General features: G+C 58.2%; 13 protein-coding genes. 7 read left to right on the forward strand and 6 right to left on the reverse strand.

The window, feature by feature from the left end; all coding sequences use genetic code 11:
• Window positions 1-91: 91 nt before the first annotated feature.
• The 3 genes from betA to betI form a co-directional block, all read right to left on the reverse strand.
• The gene (gene betA / locus EO087_RS04050) at window positions 92-1,768 is read right to left on the reverse strand and encodes a choline dehydrogenase (RefSeq protein WP_128897752.1); all 1,677 of its coding nucleotides are present in this window, start codon (window positions 1,766-1,768) and stop codon (window positions 92-94) included.
• Window positions 1,769-1,840: 72 nt separating this feature from the next.
• Complete coding sequence (gene betB / locus EO087_RS04055) at window positions 1,841-3,313, reverse strand: betaine-aldehyde dehydrogenase (protein ID WP_128897753.1); 1,473 nt, start codon at window positions 3,311-3,313, stop codon at window positions 1,841-1,843.
• A gap of 29 nt (window positions 3,314-3,342) precedes the next feature.
• Window positions 3,343-3,933 (reverse strand): transcriptional regulator BetI, encoded by a 591-nt coding sequence (gene betI, locus EO087_RS04060; protein WP_128897754.1) that lies wholly within the window; start codon window positions 3,931-3,933, stop codon window positions 3,343-3,345.
• A gap of 189 nt (window positions 3,934-4,122) precedes the next feature.
• Here betI and EO087_RS04065 point away from each other — a divergent pair, with 189 nt between their 5' ends.
• The 3 genes from EO087_RS04065 to EO087_RS04075 all read left to right on the forward strand — a co-directional run bounded on the left by EO087_RS04065 (window position 4,123) and on the right by EO087_RS04075 (window position 7,607).
• Complete coding sequence (locus tag EO087_RS04065; protein ID WP_128897755.1) at window positions 4,123-5,655, forward strand: BCCT family transporter; 1,533 nt, start codon at window positions 4,123-4,125, stop codon at window positions 5,653-5,655.
• A gap of 303 nt (window positions 5,656-5,958) precedes the next feature.
• Window positions 5,959-6,672, forward strand: a complete 714-nt coding sequence (locus EO087_RS04070; RefSeq protein WP_128897756.1) for a transposase — start codon at window positions 5,959-5,961, stop codon at window positions 6,670-6,672.
• A gap of 341 nt (window positions 6,673-7,013) precedes the next feature.
• Window positions 7,014-7,607 carry a hypothetical protein gene (locus tag EO087_RS04075; protein WP_128897757.1) on the forward strand — a complete coding sequence of 198 codons (594 nt, stop codon included), beginning with the start codon at window positions 7,014-7,016 and terminating at the stop codon, window positions 7,605-7,607.
• 68 nt (window positions 7,608-7,675) lie between these two features.
• On the opposite strand, the gene EO087_RS04080 is transcribed toward EO087_RS04075, so the two are convergent.
• The 3 genes from EO087_RS04080 to EO087_RS04095 all read right to left on the reverse strand — a co-directional run bounded on the left by EO087_RS04080 (window position 7,676) and on the right by EO087_RS04095 (window position 11,290).
• Window positions 7,676-8,365: a restriction endonuclease gene (locus EO087_RS04080; protein ID WP_128897758.1), complete on the reverse strand. Its 690-nt coding sequence runs from the start codon at window positions 8,363-8,365 to the stop codon at window positions 7,676-7,678.
• Window positions 8,366-8,710: 345 nt separating this feature from the next.
• Window positions 8,711-9,946: an MFS transporter gene (locus EO087_RS04085; RefSeq protein ID WP_128897759.1), complete on the reverse strand. Its 1,236-nt coding sequence runs from the start codon at window positions 9,944-9,946 to the stop codon at window positions 8,711-8,713.
• A gap of 330 nt (window positions 9,947-10,276) precedes the next feature.
• Window positions 10,277-11,290 (reverse strand): family 16 glycosylhydrolase, encoded by a 1,014-nt coding sequence (locus EO087_RS04095; RefSeq protein ID WP_128897760.1) that lies wholly within the window; start codon window positions 11,288-11,290, stop codon window positions 10,277-10,279.
• Between the two features lie 160 nt (window positions 11,291-11,450).
• Here EO087_RS04095 and EO087_RS04100 point away from each other — a divergent pair, with 160 nt between their 5' ends.
• From EO087_RS04100 to EO087_RS04115, 4 genes are all read left to right on the forward strand, one after another.
• Window positions 11,451-12,560 carry an S-(hydroxymethyl)glutathione dehydrogenase/class III alcohol dehydrogenase gene (locus EO087_RS04100; protein WP_128897761.1) on the forward strand — a complete coding sequence of 370 codons (1,110 nt, stop codon included), beginning with the start codon at window positions 11,451-11,453 and terminating at the stop codon, window positions 12,558-12,560.
• A 13-nt stretch (window positions 12,561-12,573) separates the two neighbouring features.
• Window positions 12,574-13,560: a PHB depolymerase family esterase gene (locus EO087_RS04105; RefSeq protein ID WP_164931758.1), complete on the forward strand. Its 987-nt coding sequence runs from the start codon at window positions 12,574-12,576 to the stop codon at window positions 13,558-13,560.
• A gap of 115 nt (window positions 13,561-13,675) precedes the next feature.
• Complete coding sequence (locus EO087_RS04110; RefSeq protein ID WP_128897763.1) at window positions 13,676-14,362, forward strand: HAD family hydrolase; 687 nt, start codon at window positions 13,676-13,678, stop codon at window positions 14,360-14,362.
• A gap of 107 nt (window positions 14,363-14,469) precedes the next feature.
• A complete protein-coding gene (locus EO087_RS04115) occupies window positions 14,470-15,492 on the forward strand; it encodes a cupin-like domain-containing protein (protein ID WP_128897764.1) in 1,023 nt (340 codons plus the stop codon).
• Window positions 15,493-15,507: the final 15 nt, after the last annotated feature.

Raw genomic sequence — 15,507 nt, forward strand, 5'->3', positions numbered from 1 at the left:
TCGACTCGCATGGCAAGAAATGCCAAGTGTGTTGGCGATTTCGCCAGGGTCCACATAAAGGGCTCGCATAAAGCGATGTCCTGCCCTGACGTCATGCGAGCTTGCGAGCGGGTGCACTATTCGCCACATAATACAAGGCGTTGGAGCGTGGCAGCGGATCACGGCCACGAATCGCATCGGCAATCTTTTCCGCCATCATGATGGTGGGTGCATTGAGATTGCCCGTGGTGACCTGCGGCATGATGGATGCATCGACGATGCGCAAACCCTCGATGCCATGGACACGCCCCTGGCCGTCAACCACGCACATGTCACCGTTGCCCATCTGGTTGGAGCAGGATGGGTGATAGGCCGTTTCGGCGTGAGAGCGCACGAAGGCGTCGAGTTCTGTATCCGTTTTCAACTCTGCACTCGGAGAAATTTCCTTGCCAAGATAGGGCGCCAGCGCGGGTTGATGGAAAATTTCCCGGGTGATGCGGATGCCTGCGCGGAATTCCCGCCAATCCTGTTCGTGCGACATGTAGTTGAAAAGGATGCTCGGGTGCTGGCGTGGATCCTTCGAACGCACCTGGATGCGGCCACGGCTGGGCGAACGCATGGAACCTACGTGAGCCTGGAAGCTATGCGCCTTGATCGCATTGGAGCCGTTGTAATTCACGGCGATAGGAAGGAAGTGGTACTGCAGGTTCGGCCATTCGAACTCTTCGTGCGAGCGAATGAAGCCGCCTGCTTCAAACTCGTTGCTGGCGCCGATGCCGGTGCCAAGGAACAGCCACTCGGCGCCGATTTTTGCCTGGTTGTGCAGTTTCAGCGCGGGTGCGAGTGATACGGGTTGCAGGCATTCGTACTGGATGTACATCTCCAGATGATCCTGGAGGTTGGCGCCGACACCGGGAAGATGGTGAACCAACGGAATGTCCAACCCGTGCAATAAGTCAGCCGGGCCCACGCCGGATCGCTGCAGGATTTGCGGCGAGGCAATGGCGCCACCGCACAACAGCACTTCGCGGCGTGCATGCGCCTGGCTGGTTTCATTGCCCCGCAGCCAACGCACACCGATGGCGCGCTGGTGGGAGAACAGGATGCGATCGGTCAACGCATGTGTGACGATGGTGAGGTTGGGACGACCGCGTGCCTGGTCGAGATAGCCGCGCGCTGTGCTGGCACGCCGGCCACGCGGCGTCACGGTTCGATCCATCGGCCCGAAGCCTTCTTGCTGGTAGCCGTTGAGATCATCCGTGCGCGGATAGCCGGCCTGCACTCCCGCTTCGACCATCGCATGGAACAGGACATTGTTGCCGGCCTTGGGGGTGGTGACGCTTACCGGGCCATCACCACCGTGATAAGTGTTCGGGCCGATGTCGCGCGTTTCGGCTTTCTTGAAATAGGGCAGGCAGTCGAGGTACGTCCAGTTCTCCAGGCCCGGTCGCTTGGCCCAGTTATCGTAGTCGAGTGCATTGCCACGGATGTAGCACATGCCGTTGATTAGCGATGAACCGCCCAATCCCTTGCCGCGACCGCATTCCATGCGGCGATTGTCCATATGCGGTTCGGGATCGGTGCGATACGCCCAGTTGTAGCGGCGACCTTGCAGCGGATAGGCGAGGGCGGCCGGCATTTGCGTACGAAAATCCAGGCGGTAATCCGGGCCGCCCGCTTCAAGCAGCAACACCGTGACATGCGCGTCTTCGGTCAGGCGTGTTGCCAGTACGTTGCCGGCGGAACCCGCGCCAATGATGATGTAGTCGTATTCCTTGATATCGGCCATGTTGATTCCTTATGTGATGGCGCACGAAAGCGCGCGCAGTTGTCCGGCAGCTTTACGCTGCAAGCAATGGACTCAGAACACGGAGGCGAATGGCCCTAGCTCGACTTGCACGGACTTGATACGGGTGTAATGCGCCAGCGTGCTGATACCGTTTTCACGACCCACGCCCGATTGCTTGTAACCACCCACTGGCATTTCCGCCGGCGATTCGCCCCAGGTATTGATCCAGCAGATGCCGGCTTCCAGTTGGTGGATGACGCGGTGCGCGGTGGCCAGGTCTGGCGTGACTACACCGGCGGCCAGGCCGAAGCAGGTGTTGTTGGCGCGGGCAATCACGTTGGCTTCGTCGCGCCAAGTGAGGATGCTCATCACCGGGCCGAAGATTTCTTCGCGCACGATGGTCATGTCGTCGGTGCAGTCGGTAAAGACAGTGGGTTGCACATAGGCGCCCTTGGCATAGGCGCTATCATCGACGCGCTGGCCGCCGCTCAGCAGGCGCGCGCCTTCGCGTTTACCCTGCTCGATCAGCGACAGCACTTTCTCCCTATGGGCAAAACTGGTCAGCGGACCGAAGTTGGTCAAGGGATCTTCCGGATGGCCCAAGCGGATGCGGGTAACGCGTTCCAGCACTGCGGCCTCGAAGGATTCACGCAACGTTTCATGTACGAAGACGCGCGTGCCGTTGGTGCACACCTGGCCGGAGCTGAAGAAGTTGGCCATCACGGCGATATCGGCGGCGCGATCGACGTCGGCATCCGGGAAGATGATCAGCGGCGACTTGCCACCCAGTTCCATCGTCACTTCTTTCAATGACGAAGCGGCCGCGCTGGCCATCACTTTCTTGCCCGTTTCCACGCCGCCGGTAAAGGAGATTTTTTCGATGCGTGGATGTTCGCTCAACCATTGGCCGACGGTGCGCCCCGGGCCTTGCAGTACATTGAATACGCCGTCTGGCACGCCTGCTTCGGTGTAAATTTCCGCGAGTCGCAACGCCGTCAGTGGCGTCACTTCGCTGGGCTTGAAAATCATGGCATTGCCGGCGGCCAGCGCAGGCGCCGATTTCCACAGCGCAATCTGGATGGGGTAGTTCCATGCGCCAATGCCCGCCACCACGCCAAGCGGCTCGCGGCGCGTATAGAAGAAACTGGATTCGCGCAGTGGCACCTGTTCGCCTTCGATGGCAGGTGCGAGGCCGGCGTAATACTCCAGTACGTCCGTGCCGGTCACGATGTCGACGGTGGAGGTTTCCACATACGGCTTGCCGGTGTCGAAGGTTTCGAGCATGGCCAGTTCATCGTTGCGCGCGCGCAGAATGTCCACGGCGCGACGCAGGATGCGTGAACGCTGCATGGCGGTGAGCGCCGCCCACTCGCGCTGGCCTTGTTCCGCGCTTTCGACCGCACGCTCGACATCCGTCAGGGATGCGCGTTGCACGAGGGCAAGCACTTCGCCGGTGGCGGGATTGACGGTTTTAAAAGTCTCGTTGCTGGTAGCGTCGACCAATGCACCGTGAATATAGAGTTGTTGGTTGGGGTAGCGGGCCATGGGCTCTCCTTGCGTACAGCCGGGGCGCATCAATGCGCGTTGTCCGGCAGGTGGTGGTCGAGGTATTCGTAGGCGATCTGCTTGGCCTGCGCAACGTTGAATTCGCCACCGGCCAGGCTGCCGCGCAGCCACAGGCCGTCGATCATGGCAGCGAGTCCGCGGGCGGCAGTGCATGCTTTGTCGCGCGGCAGCGCGCGTTGAAATTGATGGCTGAGGTTGGAATACAGGCGCCGGTCATTCGCGTGCTGCAAGCGGCGCAACGGAGCGTCGTGCATGCTGGCGGCCCAGAACGTGAGCCATACGCGCATCGCAGTGGGGCTGACCTGGGTTGGGTCGAAGTTGCCATCAATGATGGCGCGCAGTTGCCCGCGTGGAGACTTGTCGGCGGTAGTGGCGCATTGTGCGACGGCATCACGTAGTTCACGCAGGATCTGCCGCATGGCGGCATTGAGCAGGCCATCCTTGCCGCCGAAGTAGTGGCTAATGATGCCGGTGGACAAGCCTGCGCGTCCGGCGATCTCCGCAATCGTGGCATCCGCCAGTCCCACACGGTCGATGGTTTCGAAGGTGGCGCGGATCAGTTGATTGCGCCGGATAGGTGGCATGCCGAGCTTGGGCATAGAACTAATTCGATATTGCGCAGATGAAAGGTGCTAGGAGCATATTTTATTTTGATTGAACGTTCAATTATGAAACACTGGAGCCACTTGCTAGGCTGAACCCAGGGCTGGCGGTAGGCGCATAGGTGCCAGTGGCCATCCCACAGGCGGGCACCGTGTAGAGATCAATAGCAACGGAGTTGCTGGCAGATGGATACAAAACGCACGCAGGGGGGTAAGCACGACACCGTCCGACTCAACCCGCAGGTGTTCTATTGTTCCGCCGCAGTCATCCTGATACTAGGCGCGCTGACGGTGATCTTCCCCCAAGCTACTGAGATCTGGCTGGGGCGGGCGCAGCACACCATATCGCGAGTGTTTGGCTGGTACTACGTACTGGTGATGGTGGTTTGCCTGGTCTTTGTGTTATGGCTGGCGGCTTCGCGCCACGGGCACATCCGGCTTGGCAAGGATGATGAGCAGCCAGCGTTCAGCTACGTGTCCTGGACTTCCATGCTGTTTTCGGCGGGCATCGGCATTGCGCTTATCTACTATGGCGCTTACGAGCCCCTCGATCATTTCCTTTCACCGCCGCAAGGGGTGGGTGGCACCGCCGAGGCCGCGCGTCAGGCCATGGCGACCACCTTTCTGCATTGGGGGCTGCACGGCTGGGCACTGTATGCGCTGATGGCCGTTGCGCTGGGTTACTTCTCGTACCGCAAAGGGTTGCCGCTGGCGCTTCGCTCGGCGTTGTATCCGCTGTTCGGCGAGCGCATCCACGGCTGGATCGGACACGTAGTGGATGGCTTCGGCATCTTGGCGACGCTGGTGTCGATGGTGACTAACCTTGGCATCGCCGCGCTGTTGCTCAATTCAGGCCTGCAATACTTGTTCGGCACACCGTCAACGCCTCATGTACTGACCGTGCTGGTCATCGTCATGATGGCGGTGGCGACGATCGCTGCCGTTTCGGGTGTGGAAAAAGGCATCGCCTGGCTCTCCAACCTGAACGTACGCCTGTTATGCGTGTTGCTGCTGTTCGTGCTGGTGTGCGGCCCCACCCTGCATCTGTTCGATGGCATGGTGCAGAACCTTGGCGACTACCTCAGTAGTTTTGTCGATGGCAGCTTTACCCTTTACCTGTATGGCAAGGGGCGTCAGTGGATGGGCGAATGGACACTGTTCTATTGGGCCTGGTGGATTGCCTGGGCGCCGTTTGTTGGCATGTTCATCGCACGAATTTCGCGCGGTCGTACGATTCGCGAACTGATACTCGGCGTACTGCTGATACCGCTGGGTTTCACCCTCGCATGGCTATCCATTTTCGGCAATACGGCCATCAACCTGGTGTTTAATCACGGCGCGGTGGAACTGGGTGAAGTGGCACAGGCGCATCCGCCGATGGCGCTGTTCAAGCTATTCGAATATCTACCCTTTACACGCATTGTCGCCGGTATTACGGTGCTAATTGGTTTTGTGCTGTTTCTGACACCGGTGGATTCGGGCACGTTGATGATTGCCAATCTATCCACGGTCGGTGGCGGAACCGAAGATGATGCACCGATCTGGTTGCGCATCTTCTGGGCCGCGACTACGACGGTAGTCTGCGTGGGCCTGCTTTATGCCAGTGGTGGAGACTTCAGTGCCATGCAGACGGCGGTGGTGCTGTGCGGCTTGCCATTTTCAATCGTATTGCTGCTTTACATTCGTGGATTGACGAAGTCACTGGCAGGTGAATGGTGACTGCACGGATGAAAGGTGTTGCATGATGAAAAGGTGGGCAATAAGTCACTCTGTTAATCGTTGGTTTCAGCTTGGCTGACGTTATTAGAAACCATTATTTTGTCATGGTTTCTGAAAATGGGTATTTATTCCCAAAGAGTCCCTTCATCACAATATCTATACTGCATGACGGTATACGATTTTTTTTGGCATTTGTGTACGCTGATTCGTAACCAATGCGTGAAACGCGGGGATTGGGATGTAACGTCAAGCCGTGTGGTCAAATTTCCAGCCATGTCCCACTTACCGCATGGAGGCTAGAAGATGCCACGTTCACCACGGTTTGATGTCGCTGATGTATCACAGCATGTGATTCAACGCGGCCTTAGTCGCGCGCAATGCTTTTTTGCGCCGGCTGATTATCGTTGTTATATGACCCAATTACTGCATGCCAGTCGACGTTGGCAGTGTGCAGTGCATGCCTATGTATTGATGAACAATCATGTACATCTACTGGTGACACCTTCCACAGTTGGTGCGCTAGCCAGCATGATGCAAGCCATCGGGCGAAACTATGTCAGCTATGTTAACGCGACCTATCACCGCTCCGGCACGCTATGGGAAGGGCGTTACAAATCTTGCCTGGTGGATACCGACGATTACTTGCTGAGCTGCTATCGCTACATTGAGTTGAATCCAGTTCGCAAGGGACTGGTTGATGAACCATCCGCGTACCCATGGTCGAGTTACGGCTGCAATGCATTGGGCAACAGTGATCCGCTGATCATCCCCCATATGCAGTATCTGGCATTGGGCAATGAAAAGGAGGAGCGTCTGCGTGCCTACCGGCGGCTGTTTGCTGCGGACATTGATAATAAGCGACTGGAGGAAATTCGGACCTATATCCAGCAGCAGCGCGCGCTGGGATCGCCCGCTTTCCAGAACTGGGTCGAGAGTGTGCTTGGCCGCTATGCTAAAGCGCGTCCGGCGCATCGGCCACGGCGCACTGAAGTGGTGGCGTTGACCACCGGCTCGTGAATCGGGTTGTCAGGTTTCCAGCGTGGCCTATGTGGGTTATTACCTCTCGACGGCAGCTGTGCTAACCATGTTGGCTTTGATGGTAAAGCCAAAGCAGGCTGTGCAGGCAGATGTCGAGCCGTAGTCAACATAACAACACGCGATATTGACTAACTTCTTGGCTGACGAGCCAAGCTGCACATCCTCACAGTCCCTTATTTTGGCCCTTGTTTTAAGCAGCCAAACTGTCGCCAGTTTTGTAAACAACGGTGACACGTTGCTTCAGTTTGTCATTCACAAGTGTGCGACGTGCTTTATTCGATACTCGACGTCCACCTTACTATTGCAAAGGAGCTTATATCATGCGTGCATCATGTGTAGTGAGTGTACTTGCAGTGTTGCTTTGCAGCGCTGGCACGATCGGGCAGGCCAAAGCTCAAGGCACCACTCTTGGTACCGGTAATTGCGCGGCGACGGTTGCGGCTGTGTTTTCCCCAGGATTGAGCGTCACTCAGCGTTCGCAGTCGATGTCCATCGATTCTGTATTCACAGGCTGCGCTTTTGTCAATGCAGCGAAGGGGATTGTTTCCATAGTAACTCCTTACAAGTTCACGTGGAGCGGTTCAATCAACGGTGCCGGTTGCGTGGCAATTCTTGAAAATACACAGCCCGCAGGGACCGGTACGCTTTATTGGGAAAACGGTCAAACCAGCACAGTGCAGTTCGACAGCTTGTCATATACGGATTTGACCGGAATTGTCCCTGCCGAGATGATTTTTGGCGTCACCGCTGGCTATCAGCAGGGCGCATCCTTTTCAGTCAATGCGGCATTGATACCGACCGCTTATGGTGTTTTGCAGTGCGCTGGCAGCTTACTCAACCCGAATTTGGCTGTTAATGTAATTACTGGTGCGGTACCCACCATTGTTTTCGAAAATATTAATGTCAGCTTATAGGGTCTGAGACAAGGGCGGGCAAGCGATAGAGGAATGAAAACGCCGCGCTGGACGCGGCGTTTTCATTTTCAGGTATGCATCGCAGTGCTAGGGCGATGGTGCATGGGCGACGGGGACGCCGGGACGCGAAACGGTACCACGCTGGAGTCGATCGGCAGCTGCGCGTTGCTGAGCATGGTCAGCAGGGTTTCGCCGTAGATCAGCTCGAAGGGTTTGCCAGCCACGAATTTCCAGGCGTCGTTGGTGTAGTCGCCGCGGGCGACGATCTTTACGGCGGATGCATGGTGATATTTCATCAGGCTGTACATCTCGCGTACGTCTTTCACCTCCACATTGCTATTGCGCCAGTGCCGGCATTGCACGAGGGTGGTCAGGCCGTGTTTGTGTACGATTAGGTCCAAGCCGTTGTCTATGTCTTCGTGCATGACATGTTCGCCGGTAACTTGTTCCACGGCATAGCCGCGATAACGAAAAGCGTTGGCGATGCGGTTCTCGAACGCGCGCCAGTGCATTTGGCATAGATCGGCAAGTTGCTCGCGGACGATCAGGCGATGCATGCGCTGGCGAGAGCCCATGCAGCAGAGCAGGGCGCAGACCCACAGGGCGATCAGAAGCAGCCACACGATCGTCATATGGACGGCTGTTTGCGTGCCGGTGCCGTAGCGTATGCCCACACAGGCGCTCACACCGAACAGTGTGCCGGCAGGCCAGTGCACCGAGATCAGGTGCTCGATGTGGTGTGTCCCGTGCTTCACCATCAACTCCCCGAGCCAAGAACGCTGCTTCTGCAACGCAAGGTTGACCTTAGCGCGGACGATTCAGGAGTTCAGCGTGCACTGCGGCATTCCGCCGCTGCGTGGTTCTGCTACAGATTGGCGATAAATAAGAGGTAGGAGGCGGTTTGTTTTGTGCGTTGCAGCGAGGCTTTATGGCTGCCAGCCTGCAAAAAACGGAGTTCTGGACCGGGTTTTACACAAGGCCTTAACGTACATAGATTTAATCCATGGCCTGCATTTGTATGGGTTGCAGATGCGGTAGCTGTCTTCTCGTCGTCCCGGTTTTCGCCGGGACGACGAGAAGACAAGCATTGTGACGCATCGGAATCAAGCGTCGGTTGGCGCAACCGCTAGGCCTATGACTTCTTGCGATGCCTGCCCCTGCAACACCAGTGCAAGTATCACGGCGGCGATGGCCGCTACCGCAGCCAGCCCGTATACCGCGTTGTACCCCATGCCGCTGGCAACCCATCCGCCGAAGGGGCCGGTGATTGCCATGGCCACGTCCATGGATACGGAATAGACACCCAGCGCGGAACCCCGACTGTGCGCTGGCACGCGATGCACCGCTTCAACTCCCAGCGCTGGAAATACCAGCGAAAAGCCGAAGCCGGCGATGGCCGCGCCGATACCCGCCATGTGCGCACTACTGGCCAGGCACAAGGTGATCAACCCGATGGCTTCAATCGATAGCGACATCATGGCGACGCGATACCCACCTAACCAGTTGATGGTGCGGCCAAATACAAAGCGCACGCCAACGAACACGGTGCCGAATACCGTGAGCGCTAGCGCGGCATGGTCCCAACCGTGCGAGGCGTAGAACAGCGTGATGAAAGTGGCGATGCAACCAAAACCTATCGAACCCAGCGCTAGGCCGATGCCATAAGGAATGACGCGTGCCGCTACGGTACGGAAGGGCGAACGTTCCTCAGCTTCCACCGTGGTAGCTCGCTTGAGACGTGCCAGTGGCAGCATCGCCAGCGCCAACAGCAGGCTGATCGCGCCGATGGCTGCAAAGCCGAGGTGGTGATCGATCATCACACCGAGCGGAGCACCCGCAGCCAGTGCGCCGTAGGTCGCCACGCCATTCCAGGAAATCACGCGAGCCGTATGGTGATGCCCCACCTGGCCCATGCCCCAGGCAATGGCGCCGGTACCGACGCAGCTTTCAGCGCAGCCCAATGCTAGCCGCGCGAGAAAGACCAGCCCGAGGCTGAGCCACGGCAGGCCGGATGCGAGTGCGCCGACGAAGAGCAAGGCGCCGGCTGTCGCGCACAGCATGAGTCCCGTCATTACCGTGCGCTTGGGACCTCGCGAATCTGCCATGCGCCCGACGTGCGGACGACTCAGCAACGTGGCCACGTACTGCACGCTGATCGCCACGCCTGCCAGCATCGCACCCAGGCCAAGGTTATTGTTCACAAAACCGGGTAACACGGCCAGCGACAAGCCGATGGTCAGATAGGTAATAAAGGTAAAGGCAACGGTGCTGAGAATCGACAGCAATACACCGGACTGGCGACCGTTATCGATCGCGGAAAAATGGGAAGCATCGGTCATAAAGATAGGGCAGGACAGCTTTTTTGCGGGTGGATCAATCCGGATGGGACCGGACGAGCCTTAAATTGTACACCTGTATGGTGCGGTGCGTCATGGCTGGTTTTCCTATGGTCCTCTCCGGCAAGTCACCCAACGTGGTCCACTGGCGTTCCAGCGTCTCAATACGAGCCCGGTATGCGGCCACGTCCTGCTGAGCCATGGTCAGGCTGGTACGGAGGGTCGCTCTGTTGAGAATTTTTTTGACCGTGTGACATCGATAGCCAAAATCTATGAAATGCCTCTTGCTAGATGGCACAACTCTACGACGAAAGCTCTTGTGCGACTTGAGTTTCAGCGTTTTGTCGAAGCGCTCCCCTGCTTCGAAGCATCCTCCGCCATCTCTGGCGGTGCCGGCACTTTTTGGCCGTTGCCGGGTTTGGTCCACACCGCCACATAGTCCACCACCATGGAGTGGCCTGGCTCGGTATCCGGCGTAGGCGTGGGTTTCCAGCCGGCCATCACGAACGAGAAGCCGCCGCCCATCGCTACGTCGAGCAGCATGAAGTGACCGCGCTGCCGGGTGATTTCGCGCCAGGTTTCCGCGGGCATCTGATTTTCCGCCACCTGATTGACCAATTGCCCGTCGACGAACCAGCGCAGTTGTTCCGGTGAGACACTGCGGTTCCATTCGAAGGTGAAGGTGTGCGGGCCTGCGGTGCAGGCTTCATGCGGGCAGGGCAGGCGACTGCCGATGCCGATCGGTTCGCCACAAGGGCCGCCTGGGTTGATGCCGCAGTGCAGGATGCCCCAGACAGCATCGAGCCCATTGACGCTTTCCATAATGTCGAACTCACTGGAGTCCGGCCATTTCATGTTGGTGCGGTAGTTGCTACCCAATGCCCAGAACGCGGGCCAGTAACCCAGCGCTTTCAATCCCGTCACGTCGGGCATTTGAATGCGGGCTTCCATGCGCAGCATGCCACCTTCCGCCACGGTAAAGTCGTCGCGAATTGTTTCGATGCGTCCGGACGTCCATTGGCCGTTCGCATCCCGCTGTGGTGTGATCAGCAGATGGCCCTTGCCGTCCAGATGAAGATTGGCCGGATGGGTGGTAAATCGTTCGATCTCGGAGGTACCCCAGTTGATCGGGCCATTCGGATACTGATGCCCCGTGTCGACGCGCCAATGGGTTGTCGAAGGCAGCGAGCCCGGGGTACCCGCGAAATTGTCGCCCCATTGCAGCACCCAGCCTTTCGGCGCGGGCAGGTCGGTGGCCTGTGTGAGCTGAGGGATACTGGTCAGGCTCGCCACGAGGGACAGTGCTGCGATGGGAACGGGGCGGACGATGATCTTTTTTATCTGCATAAACTTCAAACCGTCACGGGCCCGGACTCAAGGGCAAATGCTGCGAATGGGGGAACCCTGTGCGTATGTTTAATGTGTTCGGCACGGGGAAGCAAATCTGTAGCACCGGACTCATGCTTGTTAAGCTGGCCGTTTGACTGGAACGCCTGGGAGAGCCCTTATGAAATCGCGCGCCGCCGTTGCCTTTGCGCCGGGCAAACCGCTGGAAATCGTCGAGATCGACGTGGCGCCGCCCAAGGCGGGCGAGGTGCTGGTGAAGATCACGCACACCGGCGTGTGCCATACGGATGCCTTCACACTCTCGGGCGACGATCCGGAAGGCATCTTCCCGGCCGTGCTGGGCCATGAAGGTGGCGGCATCGTGATGGAAGTGGGCGAGGGCGTCACCACGCTCAAGCCTGGCGATCACGTGATTCCGCTCTACACGGCCGAATGTGGCCAGTGCAAGTTCTGCCTTTCCGGCAAAACCAATCTCTGCCAGGCCGTGCGCGCCACGCAAGGCAAAGGACTGATGCCGGATGGCAGCACGCGCTTCTCCTACCAGGGCAAACCGGTCTATCACTACATGGGCACCAGCACCTTCAGCGAATACACGGTGGTGCCGGAAATTTCGCTGGCAAAAATCGATGAACGGGCGCCGCTGGAAAAGGTGTGCCTGCTCGGCTGCGGGGTGACCACCGGCATTGGCGCCGTGCATAACACGGCCAAGGTCGAACTGGGCGCCACAGTGGCGGTATTCGGCTTGGGGGGCATTGGCTTGGCGGTGATTCAGGGCGCGGTGCAGGCCAAGGCTGGACGCATTCTCGCCATCGACACCAATCCCGCCAAGTTCGAACTGGCGCGTGAGATGGGCGCGACCGATGTCATCAATCCCAAGGATCACGACAAACCAATCCAAGACGTGATCGTCGCCATGACCGATGGCGGTGTCGATTACAGCTTCGAGTGCATCGGCAATGTCGATGTCATGCGCGCCGCGCTGGAGTGCTGCCACAAGGGCTGGGGTGAAAGCATCATCATCGGTGTTGCCGGAGCCGGCAAGGAAATTCACACGCGCCCGTTCCAGCTCGTCACCGGCCGCGTGTGGCGCGGCAGCGCGTTCGGTGGCGTGAAGGGCCGCAGCCAGTTGCCGGGCATGGTGCGGCAGGCGATGCGCGGCGAGATCCGCCTCGATCCGTTCATTACCCACACACTGCCGCTGGAGCGCATCAACGAAGCCTTCGACTTGATGCATGAAGGCAAGTCGATCCGCACTGTCATCCATTTTTGATCGGAGCACGCTTATGTCACTGGAACGCCTTGAACACCGAGCCTGCTTTCGCACACTTGTGCCACTCATCTCGTTTACGTTTGCCGCCGTCGTCAATGCTGCCGGTGCAGTGGGTGGTCAGCCGACATGCTCGGCCACAGGCACGCCTCCGCTCCAAACCGTTGAACCTGTCACTGAACGGCCAAGTTGCAAAGACGGGCAGGTGCTGTCTTTCGATCAAAATGGCGTGACGCGTTATGCCTGCCTCAGCCTGCCACCACACACCGCCGCTGGTGCGATGAAATGGCCAATGATCGTCTACTTGCATGGCTCGATGACCACGCCTGACAGCCTGTATCGAGATGGCCGTGCGCTATATGAGTTGAGTCGTGATTACCCGTTATCGGCGCATGTTGGCACCAAGGGTTTTATCCTGCTGGCGCCGGAAGGCCGGCGAGCCAAGCCTTGGGCATCGGATAGCCCGCATACGGGAACAGGCTTTCACTGGGACGAGTGGCAGCGCGATCCATCGAAGAATCTTGATGTGCAAGCCATCGACCACTTTATTGATCAAGTAGTTGCCATGGGCCTGGTCGATGCGAAGCAGATCTACGTGTTCGGTTGGAGCAATGGTGCGAATATGGCGGTGCTGTATGGCGCATGGCGCGCTGACCGCATCGCTGCGGTGGGCCAGTACGCTGGCGCCGATCCCTGGCAGCGTACACCTTGCCCCGTGGACATGCCGCAGGGCAGGCAGGTACCGCTTACGCTGCTGCGAAACATGTGCGATGCACTGGCTACGTGCAGCGTCACCAGCAGTTGGAGCGACACATTGGATAAGCAACACTGGCCGCTGCGGCGGGTCGACTTGAGCCTGGATGGCAAGGACGCTGGGCCGAACGCGCAGTGTGTTCTCCGGTGCGGGAAAGCACGTGGCCTATACGAACATATTCGCTGGCCACAGGAGACGGTACTGGCGGACGGGATGCTGGAGTTCTTCAAGGAACATCCACTTCCTTGAAGACCTGACGCCTGCTGTCTATGCAGTGGCGGGATTCATTTATTCGGAGCCATTCATTTTCCGCTCGTTCTTGTGAAGTTACACTTCGGCCCTTGACGCAACATGGGCATTTGCTGTGAATCAAGCCATAAACGCACCCGCTACCGTATTCCTACTGGACGTCGACAACACCTTGCTGGACAACGATCGTTTCGCGTCCGACCTGTGTGCCTATCTCGTGCAGCAATTCGGCCAGGAAGAGTGCGATCGCTACTGGTCCGTTTACGAGCAATTGCGCGATACCGTGGGTTATGCCGATTACCTCGGCGCGCTGCAGCACTTCAGGCGCGACAAGGATGTGCGCCCCGGTTTGCTCGCCACCTCTACATGGTTGCTCGACTATCCCTTCAAGGAGCGCGTGTTTCCGCAGGCGCTTTCCACCATCGACACATTGAACCAGCTTGGCCTTGCCGTGATCCTGTCGGATGGTGATATCGTGTTCCAGCCACACAAGATCGATCGTGCTGGCATCTACGGAGCTTCGCGCGGCGAAGTGCTGATCTTTGTGCACAAAGAGCTTGCGCTGGATGCCATGCAGGCACGTTACCCTGCGGCTCATTACGTGATGGCGGATGACAAGCCGAATCTTCTCGCCGCGATGAAACGCAGCCTGGGTGACAAACTCACCACCGTTTTCGTGCGTCAGGGACACTACGCCGCGCAGGCGAAACTAGCCAGCCTGCATCCCGCGCCGGACTACACCATCGACAAGATCGCTGACCTGCAGGCGCTGGCCGCCGAGTTGGTGCATACCCTGGCCTGAACAAGGCGCGGCCGGCACAGTTGCCTTAATAGTTTCCGTACAACACCCCCTGCACTAAGCTCAGACCTCAAGATGCCTGTTGCCTGGGCAATGTTGCGAGGGGTGTCATGGCTCACGTCGAGTTGAGGACGGTTGTCCACGTCGATAACGAGTGGCGCCGCTGGATCGCGGAAAATCTGTTACTGGATGGTTCGCCACAAGGCATTTACGAGCAGATGCTGCGGGCTGGCATTGCGCACGAAGAGGCGCTCCGGGAGCTTCAGCAGGCTATGGCCAGTCCATACGTAGCGGGTGCGCAGCGGCTGAGAAATCGCCTGGCCAAGCATGATTGGGTGCTCGATACCCAGCGCCACATGAATCGCCTGCGCGATACAGAGGTGCCGCGGCGTCACAAGCTTTCACGCGAGGCATTCCTCGACGGGTATTACACCGCGGGCCGGCCGGTCATCATCACCGGCATGATGGAAGACTGGCCTGCCATGACGAAGTGGGGACTCGATTACTTCAAGGAGCGCTGCGGCGATCGCGACGTGGAGATCCAGTTCGGCCGCGATTCGAATGATCAATACGAACTGCACAAAACCGCGCATCGCAAGACGATGCTGTTCGGCGATTATGTCGAGCTTGTGCGCAACGTTGGTCGCAGCAACAATTTCTACATGACAGCCTACAACGAAGGGCAGAATCGCAAAGCCTTGGATGTGTTGTGGCAAGACATCGCGCAGATGCCTGAATACCTCACCAGTACGGGTTTGACCAGGGGTTTTCTGTGGTTTGGCCCATCCGGCACCATCACACCGTTCCACCATGACCTGACCAACAACTTCATGGCGCAGGTGATCGGTCGCAAGCGCGTATTGATGATGCCTGCGTGCGAGATCGCCCATGTCTACAACCATGAACACTGCTTTACGCATGTGGATGGGCGGCAGATCGATCTGGAACGTTATCCGCACATGCGTGATGTACAGGTGCTTTCCTGTACGTTGAATCCGGGTGAAGTGCTGTTTTTGCCCGTGGGCTGCTGGCATTTCGTGGAAGGGCTGGATATTTCGGTGACGGTGTCGTTTACCAACTTCCTGTGGGATAACGACTTCATGACGGAATATCCGCAGCAGCATGCATTTTGATGCTCGGCTGTCCTT

The organism is Dyella sp. M7H15-1 (assembly GCF_004114615.1).
GTDB lineage: Bacteria > Pseudomonadota > Gammaproteobacteria > Xanthomonadales > Rhodanobacteraceae > Dyella_B.